This window comes from Pandoraea commovens, from assembly GCF_902459615.1.
Classification (GTDB): Bacteria; Pseudomonadota; Gammaproteobacteria; order Burkholderiales; family Burkholderiaceae; genus Pandoraea; species Pandoraea commovens.
The window spans coordinates 226362-247136 of the sequence record NZ_CABPSA010000006.1 but is presented as its reverse complement, the minus strand read 5'-3'; the positions used below and the strand labels follow the sequence as shown (position 1 = coordinate 247136).

At 63.8% G+C, this 20775-nt stretch carries 15 protein-coding genes; 8 read left to right on the top strand and 7 right to left on the bottom strand.

Translation table 11 applies throughout. The annotated features are described in order from the left end of the window. Window positions 1–22: 22 nt before the first annotated feature. Together PCO31010_RS18215 and PCO31010_RS18210 are read right to left on the bottom strand one after the other, a co-directional pair. Window positions 23–1765: a cobaltochelatase CobT-related protein gene (locus tag PCO31010_RS18215; RefSeq protein ID WP_150665491.1), complete on the bottom strand. Its 1743-nt coding sequence runs from the start codon at window positions 1763–1765 to the stop codon at window positions 23–25. Next, window positions 1762–2748 carry an AAA family ATPase gene (locus PCO31010_RS18210; RefSeq protein ID WP_150665490.1) on the bottom strand — a complete coding sequence of 329 codons (987 nt, stop codon included), beginning with the start codon at window positions 2746–2748 and terminating at the stop codon, window positions 1762–1764. The genes PCO31010_RS18215 and PCO31010_RS18210 overlap by 4 nt, the downstream gene beginning before the upstream one ends. Window positions 2749–3016: 268 nt before the next feature. On the opposite strand from PCO31010_RS18210, the gene PCO31010_RS18205 reads away from it, so the two are divergent. Continuing rightward, on the top strand, window positions 3017–3805 hold the full coding sequence (locus tag PCO31010_RS18205; RefSeq protein WP_052253183.1) for an IclR family transcriptional regulator: 789 nt from the start codon (window positions 3017–3019) through the stop codon (window positions 3803–3805). A gap of 4 nt (window positions 3806–3809) precedes the next feature. Here the strand turns inward: PCO31010_RS18205 and PCO31010_RS18200 are convergent, their stop codons facing one another. Continuing rightward, on the bottom strand, window positions 3810–4733 hold the full coding sequence (locus PCO31010_RS18200) for an IclR family transcriptional regulator (protein WP_150665489.1): 924 nt from the start codon (window positions 4731–4733) through the stop codon (window positions 3810–3812). A 401-nt stretch (window positions 4734–5134) separates the two neighbouring features. Here PCO31010_RS18200 and PCO31010_RS18195 point away from each other — a divergent pair, with 401 nt between their 5' ends. The 4 genes from PCO31010_RS18195 to PCO31010_RS18180 all read left to right on the top strand — a co-directional run bounded on the left by PCO31010_RS18195 (window position 5135) and on the right by PCO31010_RS18180 (window position 11171). Then, entirely contained in the window at window positions 5135–6799 is a 1665-nt protein-coding gene (locus PCO31010_RS18195; RefSeq protein ID WP_150665488.1) for a GMC family oxidoreductase, read from the top strand. Window positions 6800–6861: 62 nt separating this feature from the next. Continuing rightward, window positions 6862–8190 carry an MFS transporter gene (locus PCO31010_RS18190; RefSeq protein WP_150665487.1) on the top strand — a complete coding sequence of 443 codons (1329 nt, stop codon included), beginning with the start codon at window positions 6862–6864 and terminating at the stop codon, window positions 8188–8190. A gap of 213 nt (window positions 8191–8403) precedes the next feature. Then, window positions 8404–9699, top strand: coding sequence for an MFS transporter (locus tag PCO31010_RS18185; RefSeq protein ID WP_174984906.1), 1296 nt, complete (start codon window positions 8404–8406; stop codon window positions 9697–9699). A gap of 224 nt (window positions 9700–9923) precedes the next feature. Further along, window positions 9924–11171 (top strand): EAL domain-containing protein, encoded by a 1248-nt coding sequence (locus tag PCO31010_RS18180; RefSeq protein ID WP_150665485.1) that lies wholly within the window; start codon window positions 9924–9926, stop codon window positions 11169–11171. Between the two features lie 111 nt (window positions 11172–11282). Here PCO31010_RS18180 and PCO31010_RS18175 read toward each other — a convergent pair whose 3' ends face one another. Further along, window positions 11283–12389, bottom strand: coding sequence for an NADH:flavin oxidoreductase/NADH oxidase (locus PCO31010_RS18175; protein ID WP_150665484.1), 1107 nt, complete (start codon window positions 12387–12389; stop codon window positions 11283–11285). Between the two features lie 174 nt (window positions 12390–12563). Here PCO31010_RS18175 and PCO31010_RS18170 point away from each other — a divergent pair, with 174 nt between their 5' ends. After that, window positions 12564–13487: a LysR family transcriptional regulator gene (locus PCO31010_RS18170; protein ID WP_046290809.1), complete on the top strand. Its 924-nt coding sequence runs from the start codon at window positions 12564–12566 to the stop codon at window positions 13485–13487. A 22-nt stretch (window positions 13488–13509) separates the two neighbouring features. Here PCO31010_RS18170 and PCO31010_RS18165 read toward each other — a convergent pair whose 3' ends face one another. Continuing rightward, the gene (locus PCO31010_RS18165) at window positions 13510–14676 is read right to left on the bottom strand and encodes an ABC transporter substrate-binding protein (RefSeq protein WP_150665483.1); all 1167 of its coding nucleotides are present in this window, start codon (window positions 14674–14676) and stop codon (window positions 13510–13512) included. A gap of 214 nt (window positions 14677–14890) precedes the next feature. On the opposite strand from PCO31010_RS18165, the gene PCO31010_RS18160 reads away from it, so the two are divergent. After that, complete coding sequence (locus tag PCO31010_RS18160; protein WP_150665482.1) at window positions 14891–16306, top strand: LLM class flavin-dependent oxidoreductase; 1416 nt, start codon at window positions 14891–14893, stop codon at window positions 16304–16306. Here the strand turns inward: PCO31010_RS18160 and PCO31010_RS18155 are convergent. Continuing rightward, entirely contained in the window at window positions 16273–17382 is a 1110-nt protein-coding gene (locus tag PCO31010_RS18155; protein WP_150665481.1) for a tartrate dehydrogenase, read from the bottom strand. The genes PCO31010_RS18160 and PCO31010_RS18155 overlap by 34 nt on opposite strands. Before the next feature lie 106 nt (window positions 17383–17488). On the opposite strand from PCO31010_RS18155, the gene PCO31010_RS18150 reads away from it, so the two are divergent. After that, a complete protein-coding gene (locus PCO31010_RS18150) occupies window positions 17489–18388 on the top strand; it encodes a LysR family transcriptional regulator (protein ID WP_150665598.1) in 900 nt (299 codons plus the stop codon). A gap of 40 nt (window positions 18389–18428) precedes the next feature. On the opposite strand, the gene bglX is transcribed toward PCO31010_RS18150, so the two are convergent. Continuing rightward, window positions 18429–20759 carry a beta-glucosidase BglX gene (gene bglX / locus PCO31010_RS18145; protein WP_150665597.1) on the bottom strand — a complete coding sequence of 777 codons (2331 nt, stop codon included), beginning with the start codon at window positions 20757–20759 and terminating at the stop codon, window positions 18429–18431. Window positions 20760–20775 lie beyond the last annotated feature (16 nt).

Sequence of the window (20775 nt, the reverse complement as noted above, 5' to 3'; positions counted from 1 at the left end):
GTCCGGCGTTGAGGGTGCCGCGTCAGTCGCCGGATCGACGTCCACCGCTGCCGATCCAATCGACCAGCTTCGCCAGCATCGTCATGTCGGGCGACGACGTGAGATCGAGCGCAAGCGAATTCCGGTAATACGGGCTGAGATCGAGGCCAACGCCAAGGCCCAACACTTCCACGTCGCCACGCGCCTGCTGCTGCGCCACGACTTCACGCAGGTGATGGTCGAGATAGTGCTCGTCGTTGACCTGATTGGTGGCGGCGTCCATCGGGCTGCCGTCGGAGATCACGATCAGCAGACGTCGATTGACGCTGCGCGAACGCAGACGTTCACAGGCCCACTCGACCGCCTCGCCATCCACGCCCTCGCGGAACAGGTCGGCCTTGTACAGCGACGCGATGTCGGTCCGTGCGCGTCGCCAACTGGTGACAGCATCCTTGAAGATGAGGTGTGAAACCTCGTTGAGACGACCGGGAAAGCGCGGTTTGCCACGCGCGAGCCAGTCGGTGCGGGCGCGTCCGCCATTCCACGCACCGGTGGTAAAGCCCAGAATTTCGTTGGTGACGCCCGCCGCGTCAAGCGCGCGGGAGAGGACGTCCACAATCATCGCGACGGCGTCGACCTGCGCCTTCATCGACCCTGAGCAATCGATGAGAAAACTCACCATCGATTCGGCAATGAGCGTGTGCTTTTCCAGCCGGAACAGACGCCGCTCGGCGGGCGAACTGACGAGTTGCGCAAGCCGTCGTCCGTCGATACGGCCCTGCTCTTCGCCGAACGACCAGCCGTCGCGTTGCGGCACGGCGAGCGCCGCCTTGAGGGCGCGCGCCAGCCTCGGCACATTGATCGCCTGAGCAACGATGCGCTCGTCGAGCCGTTCGCGGAACTCGGTCAGCAACGCGCGGCGCACGAGGGTGCCCGCGTACAGCTCTCGATCGTAGCGATTCGTGAACACGCGATAGCCTTGCTCGGACGCCGCCAGCACACGGCTGTCGCCCGAGTGCGCGAGCGTGATGCCTTCGTCTTCCTGCTCGTCGAAATCGAGAAACAGCGAGAACGCATTGCGCACGCCCTTCTCGTCTTCCTCGTCCTTCGCGTCGTCTTCCTCATGCTCACCGCCCGCCGCACGGATCAGGCCCGCGATGTCAGCGGCCAGTTCCAACGCGTACGCCGCGAACGCCGCCTGGTCGGTGCGCGTTCGACGCATCCCGGCGAGCGCGCCGCCAATGCGTGGCGCGATGGCCATACGCGTGGCTTCTATCAGCCCTTCCGTGTCTTCGATGACCGGATAGCCGGTCAGTCGCGACCAGCTCATCTGTGCCACCGTGTACAGCAACAACCCCACGTGACTGTCCGCGACGCCCGTCGCATGCATTGCGCGCGACCACGCTTCGAAGCGCTCGCGCAGATTGCTGGCCACGCCGGGCATACCGGCGGGAATGAACGTCTCGCAGCGCAGTTGTTCCAGCAGTTCGAAGAGCAGCCGCTCCAACGGCGCATCCGGTTGCAGACGGCGATGCAATGCCGCGTCGCTGTGACGCAGCCGAAGCGCCGCGCCGTCCGCCGCACCGCGCAACGTTGTCAGTGGGTCCGCTGGCGGCGGCAACGTTTGCAGATGCGGCGCATGCAACGGCAACGGTCGCATATTCCGGCACAGGCGCGCCCCGCTGTAGTGCAACGCGGCGTCGCCGGTCAGCGCGCGTACGGTGGCGGCGCACAACGCCTCGCCGCGTGCGGCGCGTCGTGCCGCCTCGCGCTCTGAGATAGTCATGAGGCATCGGCCAGCAGCGAGCGGCCGCCGTCCGTCGACGGCAATTCGCGGCCAAACGCGCGCTGGTAATACTCGGCTACCACGGCGCGCTCCGCTTCGTCGCACTTGTTCAGGAACGTGAGACGGAACGCGAGACCGGCGTCGCGGAAGATGCCCACGTTTTCCGCCCAGTTGATCACGGTGCGTGGCGACATGAGCGTGGACAGATCGCCCGTTGCAAAACCCTTTCGCGTGAGTTCCGCCACGCTGACCATCGATTCGATCAGTGCACGGCCAGCGTCGTTATCCAGTTCCGGCACGCGTGCGAGAACGATGCCTGCTTCGTCTTCACGCGAGAGATAGTTGAGCGTCGCGACCACATTCCAGCGGTCGATCTGCGCGTGATTCAGCACCTGCGTGCCGTGGTAGAGACCGTTGAGATTGCCGAGACCGACGGTGTTGGTCGTCGCGAACATGCGAAAGCCGGGATGCGGATGGATCACACGGTTCTGGTCGAGCAGCGTGAACTTGCCGTCGCGCTCCAGAATGCGCTGAATGACGAACATGACGTCGGGACGTCCCGCGTCGTACTCGTCGAAGATCAGCGCGACGGGGCGTTGCAGCGCCCACGGCACGATGCCTTCCTGAAACTCGGTGATCTGATGGCCATCGCGCACGACGATGGCGTCCTTGCCGACCAGATCGAGGCGGCTGATGTGGCCGTCGAGGTTCACGCGCACGCACGGCCAGTTCAGCCGCGCCGCCACCTGTTCGATGTGCGTGGACTTGCCCGTGCCGTGCATGCCCTGCACCATCACGCGCCGGTTGTTCATGAAGCCCGCCAGAATCGCCAGCGTGACGTCCGGATTGAAGCGGTACGCCGTATCGATCTCGGGCACGTGATCGTCGCGCTCGCTGAACGCCGGTACCTGAAGATCGGTATCGATGCCGAATACGGTGCGGGCATCGACCATGCGATCCGGCTGTTGGGTTGCGATCTCCATCACGACGTCTCCAAAGGGCAAGGCAATACAAAAGCAATACGCCCCATCGAGATGCGGGGCAGTTTCAGCGCATCATAGCGTTAACCATTTTTAGATACAATTCGTTCCGAATAATTAAAACACTGATTGACGGTCCCCCATAGCGTCGACTAGATTCGAATGAACTGAAGCCGAACCTAACCGAACCTTATGTATCTGGACCCCGCCAATGCCGGTCGATAACCTGTTTGGGTACAATACCGCTGATCCATTTTCCGGAACGGCGCATATGAACGATGTAGCGATTGCCCACGACTCCCCGTCAGACAACAAGGCAGACACCCCGACCCTGCGGGCATTCGCACTGCTGGAGTACCTGGTGGCGGCCGATGCGCCCGTCTCGCTTGCCGACATGGCGCACGATATCCAGATGCCCAAGGCGTCGCTGCATCGCATGCTCGGCTCGCTCGAAGCGGGCGGTCTCGTGATTCGCGAACCGGGTCAGAAGAACGCTTATGTGATTGGCCCGCGCCTGGCGCAGCTGAGCCTCGGGGTGATGATGCAAGCGGGCGCGCGCCGTATGCGTCACGCGATTCTCGGCCGTCTCGTGGCCGACCTCGGCGAGACGTGCAACCTCACGATGCTGCATGAGACCGAGGTGCTGTACCTCGACCGCATGGAAGCGCCGTGGCCGCTGCGTCTCGATCTCAAGCCCGGCTCGCACGTGCCCGCGCACAGCAGCGCGAGCGGTAAGCTGCTGCTGGCGATGATGCCCCGCGAGCAACGCGCCGCGCTGCTGCGCGCGATGAAGCTGCAACGCTTCACGCCCAACACGCTCACCGATCCCGAACTGCTGGAAAGCGAACTCGACCGCATTGCGCACAAAGGCATTGCCGTCGATAACGAAGAATTCGTGTTGGGGATCGCCTGCGTGGCCGCGCCCGTCCTCAAGGAAGACGGCGGATGTATCGCCGCCGTGGCCGTGCACGCACCGGTGTCGCGCACGTCGCTGTCCAAGGCGATGGAGTTCGTGCCGCGCCTGCAAGAAGCCGCAAAGGAACTGGCGAAGACGTTCTGACGCGTCAGTTTTCTGTCTTCTCGGTCGCCTGGGCTGCCTTCCCGTCTTCCGCTTCCGCCCGCTTCGCCAACGCCTCTACCTTGCTTGCCCGCTGCCAGTCGAGCAGCGGCGCGAGCGCCGTCGCCGTCTCACGTAGCGTCGGCACCAATCCCATCAGTTGCTCCAGCGTGACGCGCGCTGTCGGGCCATGCACGGCGAGTACCGCGCGCACGTGTCCGTCCTCCGGCGCACGCACGGGCACGCCTACGGCGACCATACCGCGCACGAACTCTTCGTTATCGATGCCGATGCCACGCGCCGCCAGCCGGTCGAGTTCCGCTTCAAGCAAGCTCGCGTCGGTAATCGTGCGCGGCGTCATGCGTTTGAGCGACAGTCGCGAAATCACCGCGCGACGCTCCGCCACCGGCATTTGCGACAGGAACAGTTTGCCGCTCGCTGTGCAATGCAGCGGCACGCGCATGCCGGGATGCATCTGCATGCGCAACGGCTCGTTCGTTTCCACACGTTCGATGTAGAGCACCTCGTCGCCGTCGAGCGCCGTGAGGTTGACGGTTTCGCCGACGCGGTCGACGAGCGCACGCAGCAGCGAGCGCGCCGCGCGCGTGAAGTTGTTGTTCGCCAGCGTGACGAGGGCGAGCCTCGCCGCCCGCGGACCTAGCGACAGCCCGCGCTCCGAGCCGCGCGAATCCGGCACATGCGAGACGTAGCCGCAGACTTCCAGCGCCTCGATAAGGCGCATGAGCGTTGCCTTCGGAATCGACAGGCGCGTGGCGAGCTGCGACAACGTGTAAGGCTGTCCGGCCATGGCGAGCCGTTCGATGACGGCCAGCGCGCGCAGATTTCTCGCTTCGTCGCTTGCGCGCAACTCGGCGTCGTCGAGTGCCCCCAATTCCCGAGCACCCTCGCGCGCCCCTTGCGTTCCGTGCATTCCGCCTCCTGCTTTCATCGCTTCGAATCGTCTTCCGGAGTCTGACGATTCACGCCGTCCGAAATTCGCCACGATCAATAAAAGAAACAAAATATACCAATTATTTGACGTCGATCAGCCTCGGGATTACCCGTGAGGATCGCCTGACGTCATGCAATCGGTGTCCGTCTCATCCGCCGCAGCATGCTCGCCCCGACTCAGTAAAACCCCGCAGATGCGCTGCAACAATCGCCTCGTTCTGAGACGCGAAGCGCGAAATCCGTTTCAGTTTCCGTCTCCCGGCTTTTTTTCGCTTGGCATTCACCCATCGCTCGCCGACATTGGATCGAAACAAACCGAAACGAATCGTTTCATCCCTCCGGGGAAAAACATCGTGAATTGCTTAGCAGGAGACAGGCGGTATGGAACATGAGGTGGACTATCTGATCGTCGGCGCGGGCTCTGCCGGATGCGTGCTCGCCAATCGTCTCAGCGCAGATCCCGCGAACCGGGTGCTGCTGCTCGAAGCCGGCGGCCCCGATAGCAATCCCTGGATTCACGTGCCGGTCGGCTACTTCAAGACCATGCACAACCCGGCGCTGGACTGGTGCTATCGCACCGAAGCCGATGCCAACGTGGCGGATCGTCAGATCGACTGGCCGCGCGGCAAGGTGCTCGGCGGCTCCAGTTCGCTCAACGGCCTGCTGTACGTGCGCGGTCAGCGCGAGGACTACGATCATTGGGCAGACCTCGGCAATCGCGGATGGGGTTACGCGGACGTGCTGCCCTACTTCCGCAAGTCGGAAGATCAGGAACATGGTGCTAACGAGTATCACGGCGTGGGCGGTCCGCTCAAGGTCTCGGACCTGCGACTGCGCCGTCCCATCGCGGAGCATTTCATCGCCGCCGCGAAGGACACCGGCATCCCCTTCAACGAGGACTACAACGGCGCAACGCAGGAAGGCGTCGGCTATTTTCAGCAGACGGCCTTCAAGGGCTTTCGCTGGAGCACGGCGAAGGGCTTTCTCAAGCCGGTACGCGAGCGTCGCAACCTGATCGTGGAGACGCGCGCACAAACCTGCCGCGTGCTGTTCGAAGGCAAACGCGCGGTGGGCGTCGAGTACTTGCAGGACGGCCAGCGCAAGAAGGCGCGCGCCAGAGTGGAAGTGATTCTTGCCGCCGGGGCCATCGGTTCGCCGCAGTTGTTGCAGAACTCAGGCGTGGGGCCGACGACGGTTCTCGCGAAGGCCGGTGTCGCGTTGCGACATGTGTTGCCCGGCGTCGGTCAGAACCTCCAGGATCACCTGCAAGTGCGACTCGTTTTCAAGACCCGCGAGCGCACGCTCAACGACGAGGTGAACAACCCGTTGCGCAAAGCGCTCATCGGCTTGCAATATGCGCTGTTCCGCACCGGTCCGCTCACGCTGGCCGCCAGTCAGGTGACGATCTTCACGCGCTCGCGGCCCGACGTCACGCGCCCCGACATCCAGTTCCACATGCAACCGTTGTCGGCGGACAAGCCCGGACAGGGCGCACATCGCTTCTCCGCCTTTACGTCATCCGTCTGCCAGTTGCGCCCGTTCAGCCGGGGCAGCGTCGAGATCCGTTCCAACGATCCGCTGCAATACCCGGTGATTCACGCGAACTATCTGTCCGACGAGCGCGACCATCGCGTGGTGACCGACGGCATCAAGGTGGCGCGTCGCATCGCGGCCGCCCCGTCGCTCGCGCCGCACATCATCAGCGAATTCATTCCCGGTGCGCAGTACCAGAGTGACGACGAGTTGCTCCAGGCCGCGCGTCAGTTCAGCCAATCGATCTATCACCCGGCGGGCACTTGCAAGATGGGCGACGACAGCATGGCCGTCGTCGACGATCGTCTGCGCGTGCATGGACTCGCGGGGCTTCGCGTCGTGGACGCGTCGATCATGCCCGAGCTGGTGTCGGGCAACACGAATGCACCGACCATCATGATTGCCGAGAAGGCGGCCGACATGATTCTCGAAGACCGGAAGCGCGCGTCGGGCATGCAGGAAGACATCCGCAGTCGCGAGGAGGCATCGGCGGAAGTCGCCCTGGCAGGGTAGTCAGTCGCGTCAGTCATATCAGTCACGTTAGCCCCTAACCAATACAAGATTCGGAGACAACCATGAATGCATCGACCAGGACCGACGCGCGGCAGATGCGCCGTGTCGTCGTCGCCAGCCTCATCGGCGCCACCATCGAGTGGTACGACTTCTTTCTGTACGGTGTCGTCGCAGGCATCGTGTTTAACAAGCTCTATTTCCCCGGCAGCGATCCGCTCATCTCGACGATGCTCGCCTACGGCACGTTCGCGGTGGGCTTCCTGAGCCGTCCGCTCGGCGGCGTGATCTTCGGTCACTTCGGCGACAAGCTCGGACGCAAGAGCATGCTCGTGATGACGCTCACCATCATGGGTATCGCTACCATGCTCATCGGGCTGGTGCCCACGTATGCGCAGATCGGCTTGTGGGCGCCGATTCTGCTGCTGTTGCTGCGGGTGTTGCAAGGCATCGGCCTCGGCGGCGAATGGGGCGGTGCGGTGCTCATGGCGTTCGAATACGCGCCGAAGGAAAAGCGCGGCTATTACGCGAGCATTCCGCAGGTCGGTCTCGCGCTCGGCCTGTGTCTCGCCTCGGGTGTGGTGGCCGTGCTGTCGTACACGCTGACGAACGCGCAGTTCCTCGCGTGGGGCTGGCGCGTAGCGTTCTTCCTGTCGGTCGGGCTCGTCGCCATCGGTATGTACATTCGCCTGAACGTGATGGAAACGCCGGAGTTCGCAAAGATCAAGAAGGCGGGCGCCGAGATCAAGATTCCCATCAAAGAAGTGCTCACGAAGAGCCCCGGCAACGTGCTGGCCGGGATGGGGGCGCGCTTCATCGACGGCGTGTTCTTCAACATCTTCGGCGTGTTCTCGATTGCCTACCTGACGCAAACGCTCAAGCTCTCGCAGACCGAAGCACTGACCGGCGTGATGGCGGCCGCGTTCGTGATGATCTTCACCATTCCGTTTTTCGGCAAGCTCTCCGACCGTATCGGCCGCACGCGTATCTACTTCTGGGGTTCGCTCGCGACCGGCCTGTCGTCGTTCGGCGGGTTCTGGCTGATGAAGGCGAGCGGCGGCAATGTGATGCTCGTGTGGCTGTCCATCGTCATCCCGTTGGGCGTGATCTACGCGTCGGTCTACGGTCCCGAAGCCGCACTCTTCTCCGAACTGTTCGACGCAAAGGTTCGCTATACCGGCATCTCGTTCGTCTATCAGTTCTCGGGCATCTTCGCGAGCGGCCTGAGCCCGATCATCGCCACGTACCTGTTGCAGAAGAATGGCGGCGAGCCGTGGATGATCTGCATCTACGTGTTGGTGGCGGGGCTCATCAGTGCGCTGTCGGCCGCGTGGATCGGCAGTCGCAAGCGTCGCCAGCAAGTGTGGCACGGCGCCGGAGTGACGGAGCACTGATCGTCATCTGACGCACGACGCCGCTTACGAGGAAGCGGCGCCAAAATAAGCCATGAAAAGGCGTGTCCTGCATCGGGACACGCCTTTGCTTTTGCGTCCGACGGTGCGCGCGCCACCGTGATCAGTTCGCCTAAGTGTCTTCATCGTGCGATGATGAACGCTCGTGCAAGCCTTTGCCCCCACTTCTCTGGCCCGCGAGCCCCGCGAAATCGAATGCAACGCGATCCGTCGCTAGATCCTGCCATTGCCGAAGACGAACCCGATCGTCCCGGCCCGCTGTCCGAAGCCTCGCTGCTGGGTACGCCGTCGACGCCGCCCGGCCCTGCCCCGGCGGACGCCGTCCCCCTGCCCATCAGTGTCTATCCCGCGCTCATGGGCATTCTGCTGGGCTACGGCGTGCTGGTCGTGGGCAACGGGCTGTTCGTCACCGCTGTGCCTTTCCATGCGCTGAAGTTCGGCGCGTCGACGTTCACCATCGGGGTGATCCAGTCGTGCTACTACGCGGGCTTCCTGCTCGGTGCGTTCTACAACCGCTCGCTGATCGAGCGCATCGGGCAGCATCGCGCGTTCGTGGCGTTCACCGCGCTGGGCGCCCTCTTCGTGATGGGCTTCGCGGTCTCCGAGTCGATGCTGCTGCTTTGTCTGCTTCGCGTAGGCACTGGCCTTGCGCTGATGGGCATGTACACCACGGTGGAAAGCTGGCTCAACGGGTCGGTGCCGAACACCATGCGAGGGCGCGTGTTCGGCTCGTACCTCACGATCAACTACCTCGCGGTGAGCACCGGACAGTTCCTGCTCAATATCGGTGAGGCGGGCAGCGAGGGGCAGTTGCTGCTCGTCGCCGGATTGTTCGTCGCCGCCATTCTGCCGATCACGCTCATGCAGGGCTGGCCCACGCGCGTGGCCGACGAGCGTCTCGTCAAACAACCGGCGATGAGTCTGTTCGACAGCGTCACGGAAATGGCGCGCGCCACACCGATTGCCATTCCGGGCTGCATTCTCGCCGGGTTCCTGTACAGCGCGTTCTACGCGATGATGCCGGTCTATCTCACCCGAATCGGCTTCTCCATCGGCAGTCTGTCGACGTTGATGGGCGTGGCGCTTTTCGGCGCGCTGCTCATGCAATGGCCGGTGGGACGCTTGTCAGACCGCATGGACCGGCGCACGGTGTCGCGGCGTCTGGCGCTGGCGTCGGTCGTGTTCTGCGCGCCGCTCATCTTCATTCAGGCGCACTGGCTGGTCTTCCTGCTGATGTTCCTGTTCTCGGCCGTGAACTTCACGCAGTACGGGCTGATCGTCTCGCATGTGAACGACCGCACGGAACCGGAGCGGCGTATCGGCGTAAGCGCCACGTTGCTCATCCTCTTTTCCGTCGGCGGCCTGCTCGGGCCGATGATCGCCTCGCTGGCCGTGACGCTGCTCGGCCCGGGCGGCCTGCACGTATTCAACGCGGTCTGTGCGCTGGCCCTTGCCCGCGTGGCCCGGCGAGCGCAGGTGTTGGCCCCCTAGTTCAGCTACGCAGCCCACGGGATGGCGATGCCGCGCATGCGAGTGCCGCCATCCCCGGCATCTATGCCCCACTTTGGGGCGCGGACGGCATTCTCTGGTGCGTCGCGTCACAAGACACACGAAAATCGCCTTGAAAATCGGGGACAATAGCGCGCGCCTTTGAGCACGCTTCTTGCTCTCCTATTCTGTACATATCTCTCGCAAGCCCCGCGCCTGTCACGACCATGACCATCGATCTCGACGCCCCCGGACTCCTGCCGCCACGAATGACGGCGGCCGACGACGGTCGGCGCATCGTCATATACGGCGATTTCACGATCTCCAGCGTCTTCCAGCCGGTGTTCTCGGTCTCGCACCGGCGCGCCATCGGCTATCACGCTTCGCTGCGCGCACACGACGCACAGGGCCGCCATGTGCCGTCGCACGAAGTGTTCACGATGGCCGCGCGTCATGGCGACATGCTGGAGCTGGGCCGACTCGCCGAGTCGCTGCACCTGGGCAACTTCCACGAATTCGACAGCCGCGATGCGTGGCTCTTTCTGAATCTGCACCCTGCGGCGCTGATGGATACGGTCTACGGCGACGCGCTGATTGCCACGCTCAAGGCGACAGGTCTGTCGCCGCAGCGCGTTGTCCTGGAAGTGCCCGAACAGGCGGGCGGCGACACGCCGCGCTTCGGCGCAATCGTCGGCAGCCTGCGCAAGGCGGGTTTTCTGATTGCGCTGGGCGGCTTCGGCGCAAAGCATTCGAACATCGACCGCGTCTGGGATCTGCGTCCGGATATCGTGGTGCTGGATCGCGGCATTCTGGCGCAGGCCGCCGAGCAATCGCACCTCGCGCGCGTGCTGCCGGGTCTCGTGTCGTTGCTGCACGAATCGGGACAGTTGGTGATGATGGGTGGCCTCACGACGGATCGCGAAGCGCTGATCGCACTGGAATGCAATGTCGACTTCGTGCAAGGCCAGTATTTCGCCGCACCGGATTTCGACCCCGTGCTGCCGAAGGTGGCTGCCGAGCGGATGGACGCGCTCTCATCCGCGCTGCGCACCCAGATCGTCGAACGCGAACGGGCGCAGCATGCACGACTGGCGCCATATGTCGCCGGGATCGAATCGGCTGCGGCGCGCATTGCACAGGGACAGGACATTCGTCAGGCAACGCACGACTTGCTCGCCCTGCCCGACGCCGCACGCTGCTTCCTGCTCGACGCGGTCGGCCGCCAGATCGGCGACAACGTGCTGCCGCACAGCCATTCGTCGCAACGCGCCAAACGTTTTCGTCCGCTGCTGCATTCGGAAGGCGCGAACTGGGCGCGGCGTCCGTACTTCATCGAGGCCATGCGTGCACCCGGCGAAGTGCATTTCACGCCGCCCTATCTCTCGATCAACGAAGCGCACTTGTGCGTGACGGCCTCCATCGCGTCGCCCGCGAAGCAGGGGCTTCATGTGCTTTGCGTGGATATCAACTGGTAGGCATCACGCCACGGACTTTGCCTCCGTAGCGCCCCAAAAAACGCCCCCGGCGTCTTACGACGTCCGGGGGCGTTGCATTTCGAGCGATGCGTGTGACTGGCTTCGTCCGACTTAAGCGGCGCGCGGTGCGCGATAGCGCTCAAGCCAATGAGCGTAAGGCGCGGGCAGCACCCACGTCGGACGCTTCTCGTCGAGTTCGCGCGCAGCGAAGTACGGCCAGTGCGGGTTCGCCAGATGGGCGCGGCCCACCATCACGAGATCCAGTTGACCGTCCGCCACGATGCGGTTTGCCACGACCGGATCGTCGATGCCCCAGGCCGATGCCACCGGAAGACCCGCTTCCTTCTTCACACGTTCCGAAATCGGTGCGAGGAACGGCGTGCCCCAGGGAATGTTCGCGTTCGGTGTCGAGAAGCCAACGCTCACGCTCAACAGGTCCAGACCGCCTTCGCGCATCTGACGCGCGAGCGTGATCGATTCCGCCAGCGTTTCTTCGTCGCGGCCATCGTATTCGATGACGCCGAAACGCGCGGTGAGCGGCAGATGTTCCGGCCATACTTCGCGCACGGCAGCCAACGTCTCCAGCAGGAAACGGCTACGGCCAGCGAGATCGCCACCATAGTCGTCTTCGCGATGGTTAGCATGCAGCGAGAAGAAGCTCTGCGCCAGATAACCGTGGGCAAAGTGCAGTTCGAGCCATTCGAAGCCTGCGGCAAGCGCGCGGCGTGCGGCGGCCACAAAGTCGGCCTTCACGCGGGCGATGTCGTCGAGCGTCATGGCCTTAGGCACCTTGCCGAGGTCGCCGCCGAAGGCGACAGCGGACGGCGAGATCGTCGGCCAGCCGCGCGGGTCGTCTTCACCGATATGGTCGTCGCCTTCCCACGGGCGGTTGGCGCTTGCCTTGCGGCCCGCGTGAGCGATCTGGATGCCCGGCACCGCGCCGTGCGACTTGATGGCCGCAGCGATGCGCGCCATGCCAGCCGTCTGTTCGTCGTTCCACAGACCGGTGCATCCCGGCGAAATGCGGCCTTCGGGCGACACGGCGGTCGCTTCGACGATCACCAGACCCGCACCACCGCGCGCCAGGCTGGCGTAGTGGGCGAGGTGCCAGTCGTTGGTCACGCCGTCGACGGCGCTGTACTGGCACATCGGTGGGATCGCGATGCGGTTGCGCAACTTCGCGCTCTTCAGTTCAAACGGGGAAAACAGGGCAGACATGAGGTTTCTCTAATTGGGGGGCAATGTCAGGGCACAGCGGTGCCGACCGGCGGAGCCTGCGGCTCGGGGCGGTCTTCACGGCATCTCGACCGGTTTGGTCGACGCAAGCAATGGTAGCCCCACATCGCTATAATGGAAACTATCTGCAAATTATCGATTCGATAACACTTCATTATGGTCAATCCCCAGTGGCTCAAATCCTTCGCCACGCTCGCCGAGCTGGGTAACTTCACCCGCACAGCCGACCAGCTGGGGCTGACGCAGGCAGCGGTCAGCCAGCACATCAAGCATCTCGAAGAGGAATTCGGCCCGTTGCTCGTGCGCCGCCCGCGTGCCGTGGAACTGACACCCGCCGGTCAGGCGCTGCTCGTCTATTGCGAACAGGTCGAGTGCGCGGGGCGGCATTTGCGCTCAAGCCTGGAAGACGCGAACGAGGAATGCGGCAACATCAACCTCATCACGCCGGGGAGCATCGGGCTGTACCTGTGTCCGATCCTGCTCGACATGCAGCAGGCAAATCCCGCGATGGCCGTGCGTCACCGTTTCGCGCCCGATCGCGAAGTGCTCGAAGGCATTCTTCAGAATCACTTCGAGCTGGGCCTCGTGACGCTGCGCCCAGACGACCCCCGTCTCACGGCGACACCTTTCACGCAGGAACCGCTCGAACTCGTGGTGCCCGCCGGTGAGGACGTGCACAAGTGGGAGGATCTCAAACGCATCGGCTTCATCGATCACCCCGATGGCGAGGCGATGTCGACGCGCTTGCTAAGTCGCCGCTTTCCGGGCAATCCGGGCGTGCAGAGTCTGCCGTGCAAGGGATGTACGAATCAGATCAGCCTGATTCTCGAGTACGTCGCACGTGGGCTGGGGTTCACCGTCATCCCGCAGTACGCGCGGCAGGCGTTCGCTTCACAGGACGCCATTCGTGTCGTGGATTGCGGCCCGCCGGTCGTGGACACGCTTTGGCTGATCCATCGCGCAGAGTGGCCGCTGTCGGCACGCGCGCAGCGGGCGGTCGAGTTGCTGCGCGAGCGCGTCGACGCGCCGCGCCCGCGTGCGTTCGGTGGCGAGAAGGTGTTGCAGCGCGCGAGTGCGTGACGTTATCGCGTGTTATCGCGTGTTATCGCGCCGCCTGCGTGAACTTGTTGAACGACGTATCGAACAGACCCCGCACGTCGAACCCCTTCGTCAGCGTGCCGGTTTTGACGAAGTCGTCGACACTCTTCTGCGCTTCTGCAATGGCGGCGTCCGTCAGCGGTTCATAGCGAATGCGCGACGTGCTGAACCATTGATGCGCCAGCTTCGGATCGACACGCGACTTCGCAGCCCAGACGTCGGCGTAACGCTCGATGTGCTTCGCATCCGCCAGCGACCATTCACGCGCGCGTTGATAGCGCTGCACGAAGTCCCCTAGCAATTCGCGCTTGCTGTCGATCACCTTCTGCGTCGTGGACAGATAGCTCTGCGCCGCGATCAGGCCGCGCGCCGTCACAACGGTGCGCGCGCCCGCCTGACGCAAGCGTGTCACGTACGGCTCCCACGTCGCCGTCGCATCGACCTTGCCCGCCTGTAACGCGGCGGCCGAATCGACCGACGCCAGATACGAATACTTCACCGAATCGAGCGGCAGCCCGGCAGACACCAGCGCCGCCTGCACCAACTGCTGCGACCAGCCGCCACGCGTGATCGCTACCGTCTTACCCTTCAGATCGGCCACCGTCTTGATCTGCGTGTGCGGTCCCGCGAGCAGTACCACGCTGTCCGGACTGTCGCGATAGATGCCGATGACCTTGACCGGTGCACCCTGTGCGGCAAGGAACAGCACCGGGCCGTCGCCCTGTAAGCCGATGTCGAGCGCGCCGGCGTTCACCGCTTCGACGACCGGCGTACCGGCGGGAAATTGCTTCCATGAGACGGTGTAAGGCGCGTCCTGCAAAGCACCCGACGCTTCGAAGAGACTCTGCGCGTTATAGGCCTGATCGCCCACGACGAGCACTGGCTTATCTGCCGCCTTTGCTGCATTGCTCGAGAACGGAAGAATCGCCGCGACGCTCAGCGCCACCGCCGCACCACGACGCAAGCGTGCGCGCCACGTCGGCCAGCGGTCTTGAGCCCGCGCCCGCAGGTCACGCTTCGCCGAGCGCGCCAGCGTGGCACGTACCATCGCGGCACGCGATGGTGTAGAGACATAGAGGCCGAAGGCAATGGCAGACGCCGCGATGAACGCGTCGAGCACGGGACTGACAGGCTGGGCCGTAGGGGCGGCATGGGAGGCAGTGTTCGTCATGGCATGTCGCCGCGCATCGGCGCAGCTTTGAGAGTAAGAGGATGTGCCAGTCTAGGCACGCCCCATCGCATTCCCAACCATCGATTGATGCGATCCATAGCCCGCGCGGTGCGAGTTTGCTTATGGCGGTTTGCTTATCTGATTTCGTTGTTTGTCGTGACGTGCGTCGTGCGCCTATCGTGGTCGTCTACCGAAATCGAACGGGAGCAAGCCCATGACGCAACCTGCCCGCAAACTCCGGCTGGGCGCCTACATGTCGGGTTCCGGCGTGCAAGGCGATAGCTGGCGCCACCCCGACACCGACACGGACGCCTACTCACAATTCGCGCGCTACCGACACTACGCGCAGGAACTGGAACGTGGCCTGTTCGATGCGCTGTTCTTCTTCGACAACCTCTTCGTTTCGACGGACCCGGTTGCGCTCGCCCACAGCCCCGGCGCACCACGCTGGGATCCGGTCGTGCTGCTCGCAGGACTGGCCGGGGCGACGAAGCACATCGGGCTTGTGGCGTCCGTCAGCACCACCTACAGCGAGCCGTACAACGTGGCACGTGCGTTCGCGTCGCTCGACCATCTGTCGGGTGGGCGTGCCGGATGGAATCTCGTAACGTCCACCGGCGGCGGCGAGAACTTCAACCGCGACGATCACGTCGACCATGCCGAGCGCTACGAGCGCGCGAACGAGTTCTTTGAGGTCGTCACCGGCCTCTGGGACAGCCACGCCGACGACGCCTTCCCCCGCAATAAGGCAACTGGCCAGTGGGCCGATCCGTCGCGCATCCGCACGCTCGATCATCGGGGCAAGCACTTCCGCGTACGCGGGCCGCTCAGTGCGCCGCGTCCGGTGCAGGGCTGGCCGGTCATCGCGCAGGCAGGGTCGAGCGAGGCGGGACGTGAGCTGGCCGCACGCGCGGGCGAACTGCTCTACACGGCGGCGCAAGACATCGAGGATGCCCGCGCGTTCTATACGGACGTGAAGACACGTGCGTTGAAGTACGGACGTAAGCCGGAACACATCTTCATCCTGCCGGGCGTCTCGCCTATCGTGGGACGCACACAATCGCAAGCCGAAGACCTCTACGACAGCCTGCTGTCGCATCGCGACCCGGCGGTCGTGCTGGGTGCGCTGACGAACTACGCGAGCCTCGGCATCGATCTCGGCAGCCTGCCGTTCGACGCGAAGGTGCCGCTGCCCGAACACGTGCCGGGGACGAACTCGCACAAGAGCCGTCAGAAACTGCTGGTGGACTGGATAAGACGCGAACAGCCGACCGTGCGCGAGCTATACACACGCTTTACCGGTGGCGGACACCGCGTGCTGGTCGGCACACCGGCATCGATCGCCGACGACTTTCAGCACTGGTTCGAGACGGGGGCGGCCGATGGCTTCAACATCATGTTTCCGAGCGCGCCCGCAGGCATTACGTCGTTCGTCGATCTGGTGGTGCCGGAGTTGCAACGGCGCGGCCTGTTTCGCACGCAGTACGAAGGCCGCACCTTCCGCGAGAATCTCGGCGTACCGGCCGTACCCAACCGGTACTTTGCGCCGCGCGACGTTGCATCGGCGGCGCAGACTGGCTCAGCCGATTCAGCCGATCAACCGGCCGAGACGATTGCCGCAATCGCCTGACCCACTTCGGTCGTGTTCGCGCGCCCGCCCATGTCGCCGGTGCGCGGACCGTCTTTGATGACCTGCGTGATGGCGGCGAGGATCGCGTCGTGGGCGTCACGCGTACGCGCATCGCCCCGACCGATGAAGTCGAGCATCATCGCAGCGGTCCAGATCATGCCGATCGGGTTCGCGATGTTCTTGCCTGCGATATCCGGGGCCGAACCGTGCACCGGCTCGAACAGCGACGGAAACTTGCCTTCGGGGTTCAGGTTGCCGGACGGCGCAATGCCGATGGTTCCGGTGCACGCCGGGCCGAGGTCCGACAGAATGTCGCCGAACAGATTCGAGGCGACGACCACGTCGAAACGATCCGGATTCAGCACGAAGCGCGCGCACAGAATGTCGATGTGCTGCTTGTCCCACGTGATGTCGGGATACTTCGCCGCCGTCTCGGCCGCGCGCTTGTCCCACCACGGCATGGAGATCGAAATGCCGTTGCTCTTCGTTGCGACCGTCACGTGCTTGCGCTCGCGTTGCTGCGCGAGGTCGAACGCAAACTTCAGCACGCGCTCCGTGCCCTGACGCGTGAACACCGACTCCTGCACGACGAACTCACGCTCCGTGCCTTCGAACATCACACCGCCAATCGACGAATATTCACCCTCGGTGTTCTCGCGCACGATCATGAAATCGATGTCGCCCGCCGTGCGATTCGCGAGCGGCGACGGCACACCGTCGAACAGACGCGCCGGGCGCAGATTGATGTACTGATCGAACTCGCGACGGAACTTCAGCAACGATCCCCACAGCGAAATGTGATCGGGCACCGTCTCGGGCCAGCCCACCGCACCGAACAGAATCGCGTCCACGCCGTCGAGCTGCTGCTTCCAGTCGTCCGGCATCATCTGGCCGTGCTGGACGTAGTAGTCACAGCTCGCCCACTCGATGTGCTGATATTCGACGGGAATGCCGAAGCGCTTGCTGGCGGCGTCGAGCACGCGCACGCCTTCGGGCATCACCTCTTTACCGATGCCATCGCCCGGAATCACGGCGATCTTGAACGGACGCTGGGGGCGTTGGGACGTTTCGGTCATGGTCTGTCTCCTGAACGTTTGACGAATGCCGCTAGATTATTCCATTCCAACGCGGATAAAATCCCCCAATCGGTTAATCCACTATCCACGAATCGTGAATAAACCTCTGCCCGTCAATCCCAATCTCGACGATCTGCGCGTGTTCTGTCAGGTCGCGCGCCGCGCCAGCTTCTCGGCAGCCGCCGAGGCGCTGGGCGTCTCGCCCGCCTACGTGAGCAAGCGCGTGGGCATGCTGGAGGCCGATCTCGGCACGCGTCTGCTACACCGCTCGACGCGGCGCGTGGCGATCACCGACGCGGGTGAGCGGGTCTACGCGTGGGCCGAGAAGATTCTCGACGACGTGAGTCATCTGATGGAGGATGTGTCGAGTACGCGTCAGGTGCCACGCGGCACGCTTCGGGTGTCGAGCAGCTTCGGCTTCGGACGGCACGTGGTGGCCCCGGCGATGTCGCGGCTTCGTGCGCTGCATCCGCAACTCAATGTCCGGCTGGACCTGTTCGACCGCATCGTCGACGTTGCGGCGGAAGGTTACGACCTCGACGTACGTATCGGAGACGAGATTGCACCGCATCTGATTGCGCGCAAGCTCGCAGACAACCATCGCGTGTTGTGCGCGTCGGCGGCGTATCTGGAAGCGCACGGCACGCCGCGCCAGCTAAGCGATCTCGCGGGACACGCGTGCATCGTCATCAAGGAACGCGATCACCCGTTCGGCATGTGGCGATTGCAGCAGCGTGGTGAGTCCGTCTCGCTCAAGGTGACGGGGCCGCTCTCGACGAACCACGGCGAAGTCGCAGTGCAGTGGGCGCTCGACGGTCAGGGCATCGTGCTGCGGTCGATGTGGGATGTAGGTGCGCTGATCGCGCGCGGAGAACTGGTGCAGGTACTGCCGGACGTCACGCAACCGGCCAACGTCTGGGCGGTATATCCGTCGCGCGTGGCGTCGTCGGCCAAAGTGCGCGCCTGCGTGGAATTCCTTGCGGGGGAATTCCAAACGCAGGCGTAAGCTGACGTAAGGCTTAGGTTATTGAAGCATTACTGAAGCATTACTGAAGCGTAAACGTCGCTTGCTGGACGTTCTGCGAATCGAGTCCGATCTGCACGTTGAAGTCGCCCGGCTCCGCCACGTATTGCAGCTTCGCGTTGTAGAACTTCAGCAGACTCTCGTCGATGGCGAATTGCACGGTGCGCGACTCACCCGGCTTCAGACTCACCTTCTGAAAGCCCTTCAGTTCCTTGATCGGACGCACGATCGACGCCGCCACGTCCTGCAAATACAACTGCACGACCGTCTCGCCTTCGCGTTTGCCGGTGTTGCGCACCGTCACGCTCGCTTCCACCTTGCCGCCGCTCGTCATCGTCTTCGCCGAGAGCTTGACCTTCGACACGTCGAACGTCGTGTAGCTCAGGCCGTATCCGAACGCATACAGCGGGCCGGAGTCTTCCTCGAAGTATTGCGACGTGTAGTTCGCGGGCTTGCCCGGCGTGAACGGACGGCCGATGCGCAGCTGGTTGTAGTACGTCGGGATCTGACCGATGGAGCGCGGGAAGGAGATCGGCAGCTTGCCCGACGGGTTGTAGTCGCCGAACAGCACGTCGGCAATCGCATGACCGCCTTCGGTGCCCGCGTACCACGTCTCCAGCATCGCGTCGGCATTGGCCTTCGCCCAGTTCAGATCGAGCGGACGGCCGTTCATCAGCACCACGACAAGCGGCTTACCCGTCGCCTTGAGCGCCTGCAACAACGCCAGTTGGCTGCCCGGCAACATGAGGCTCGTGCGGCTCGACGCTTCATGCGACATGCCGCGCGATTCGCCCACGGCCACGATCAGCGTGTCGGCGTTGCGCGCGACCTGCACGGCTTCGTCGATCATCTGCTGCGGCGTGCGCTTGTCCTGCACGACCTCCGGATTGTCCCAGTCGAGGAAGTTCAGGTACTCGACCACGCGCGGATCGTCGGTGATGTTCGCGCCGCGCGCGTAGGTCACCTGCGCCTTGTCGCCGAGCGTGTCGCGCACGCCTTGCAACAGCGAGACGGCCTGCGCCGGTTTGCCCGCCGCCGACCAGCTACCCATCATGTCGAGCTTCGAATCGGCGAGCGGCCCGATCACGGCGACCTTTCCCGCCTTCTTCAGCGGCAGTGCATCGTGCTGGTTTTCGAGCAGGACGATCGACTTACGAGCGATGTCGCGTGCGGCGTCGCGATGCAGACGGTCGTCGGCGTACACATCCTTCGGGTCTTGCGCGGCGTTGCCGATACGACGATACGGATCGGCAAAGAGGCCCATGTCGTACTTCGCGCCGAGCACTTCACGCACAGCATCGTCGATGAAGCGAATCGGCACGTCGCCCGACTTCACGAGATCCGGCAACTGCTTGAGGTATTGCTGATCGGCCATGCTCATGTCGACGCCCGCTTCGATGGCGAGTTTGGCGGCTTCACGACCATCCTTCGCCACGCCGTGACGCATCAGCTCTTCAATCGCGCCGTGATCGCTCACCGTCACACCCTTGAAGCCCCACTCGCCACGCAGCAGGTCGCGCAATAGCCATTTGTTCGACGTTGCGGGTGTGCCATTCACGGAGTTCAGCGCGATCATCACCCCGCCTGCACCGGCATCGATACCGGCACGATACGGCGGCAGATAGTCCTGATACATGCGCATCGGACTCATGTCGACGACGTTGTAATCGCGCCCGCCTTCCACTGCGCCATACAGCGCGAAGTGCTTCACGAACGCCATCAGGCTGTCCGGATTGGCGGGCGAGGTGCCCTGAAAGCCCTGCACGCTGGCGCGCGCGCTCTGCGAGACCAGATAGGGGTCTTCGCCGAAGCCTTCCGAGGTGCGGCCCCAGCGCGGATCGCGCGAGATGTCGACCATCGGCGCAAACGTGGCGTCCAGCCCGTCCGCGCTCGCTTCCTGCGCGGCCACGCGTGCGGCCTGCTTGACCGCCGTCATGTCCCAGCTCGACGCGAGGCCGAGGCTGATCGGGAACACGGTGCGATGGCCGTGCACGATGTCGTAGGCGAAGAAGATCGGAATCTTCAGACGGCTTTGCTTGACGGCAGCATCTTGCAGCGGACGATTCTCGCTGCGCGTGACGGAGTTGAACGTGCCGCCGACACGACCGGCGGCGATTTCCTTGATGAGTTTCGGCTGCGGCATGTCCGCGCCGATGCTGATCAGGCGCAGCTGACCGATCTTCTCTTCGAGCGTCATGCGCGCGATGAGATCGTCGACAAAGCGTTGCTTGGCGGACGCCGAGGGCATGGCGACGGGAACACCGCCGTTGTTCACGTTGTCGGAGGCTTGAGCGGCGCTGGCAAAGGCCGGCGCGACGGCGAAACTGGCGGCAAGGGCCAGTGCGGAGAGCATTCGCATCTGATGGCGA

What these genes read in the sequence shown, in the direction of transcription:
- PCO31010_RS18215 (WP_150665491.1), bottom strand. Translation starts at nt 1,765, where the DNA reads ATGACTATCTCAGAGCGCGAGGCGGCACGACGCGCCGCACGCGGCGAG.
- PCO31010_RS18210 (WP_150665490.1), bottom strand. Translation starts at nt 2,748, where the DNA reads ATGGAGATCGCAACCCAACAGCCGGATCGCATGGTCGATGCCCGCACC.
- PCO31010_RS18205 (WP_052253183.1), top strand. Translation starts at nt 3,017, where the DNA reads ATGAACGATGTAGCGATTGCCCACGACTCCCCGTCAGACAACAAGGCA.
- PCO31010_RS18200 (WP_150665489.1), bottom strand. Translation starts at nt 4,733, where the DNA reads ATGCACGGAACGCAAGGGGCGCGCGAGGGTGCTCGGGAATTGGGGGCA.
- PCO31010_RS18195 (WP_150665488.1), top strand. Translation starts at nt 5,135, where the DNA reads ATGGAACATGAGGTGGACTATCTGATCGTCGGCGCGGGCTCTGCCGGA.
- PCO31010_RS18190 (WP_150665487.1), top strand. Translation starts at nt 6,862, where the DNA reads ATGAATGCATCGACCAGGACCGACGCGCGGCAGATGCGCCGTGTCGTC.
- PCO31010_RS18185 (WP_174984906.1), top strand. Translation starts at nt 8,404, where the DNA reads ATGCAACGCGATCCGTCGCTAGATCCTGCCATTGCCGAAGACGAACCC.
- PCO31010_RS18180 (WP_150665485.1), top strand. Translation starts at nt 9,924, where the DNA reads ATGACCATCGATCTCGACGCCCCCGGACTCCTGCCGCCACGAATGACG.
- PCO31010_RS18175 (WP_150665484.1), bottom strand. Translation starts at nt 12,389, where the DNA reads ATGTCTGCCCTGTTTTCCCCGTTTGAACTGAAGAGCGCGAAGTTGCGC.
- PCO31010_RS18170 (WP_046290809.1), top strand. Translation starts at nt 12,564, where the DNA reads ATGGTCAATCCCCAGTGGCTCAAATCCTTCGCCACGCTCGCCGAGCTG.
- PCO31010_RS18165 (WP_150665483.1), bottom strand. Translation starts at nt 14,676, where the DNA reads ATGACGAACACTGCCTCCCATGCCGCCCCTACGGCCCAGCCTGTCAGT.
- PCO31010_RS18160 (WP_150665482.1), top strand. Translation starts at nt 14,891, where the DNA reads ATGACGCAACCTGCCCGCAAACTCCGGCTGGGCGCCTACATGTCGGGT.
- PCO31010_RS18155 (WP_150665481.1), bottom strand. Translation starts at nt 17,382, where the DNA reads ATGACCGAAACGTCCCAACGCCCCCAGCGTCCGTTCAAGATCGCCGTG.
- bglX (WP_150665597.1), bottom strand. Translation starts at nt 20,759, where the DNA reads ATGCTCTCCGCACTGGCCCTTGCCGCCAGTTTCGCCGTCGCGCCGGCC.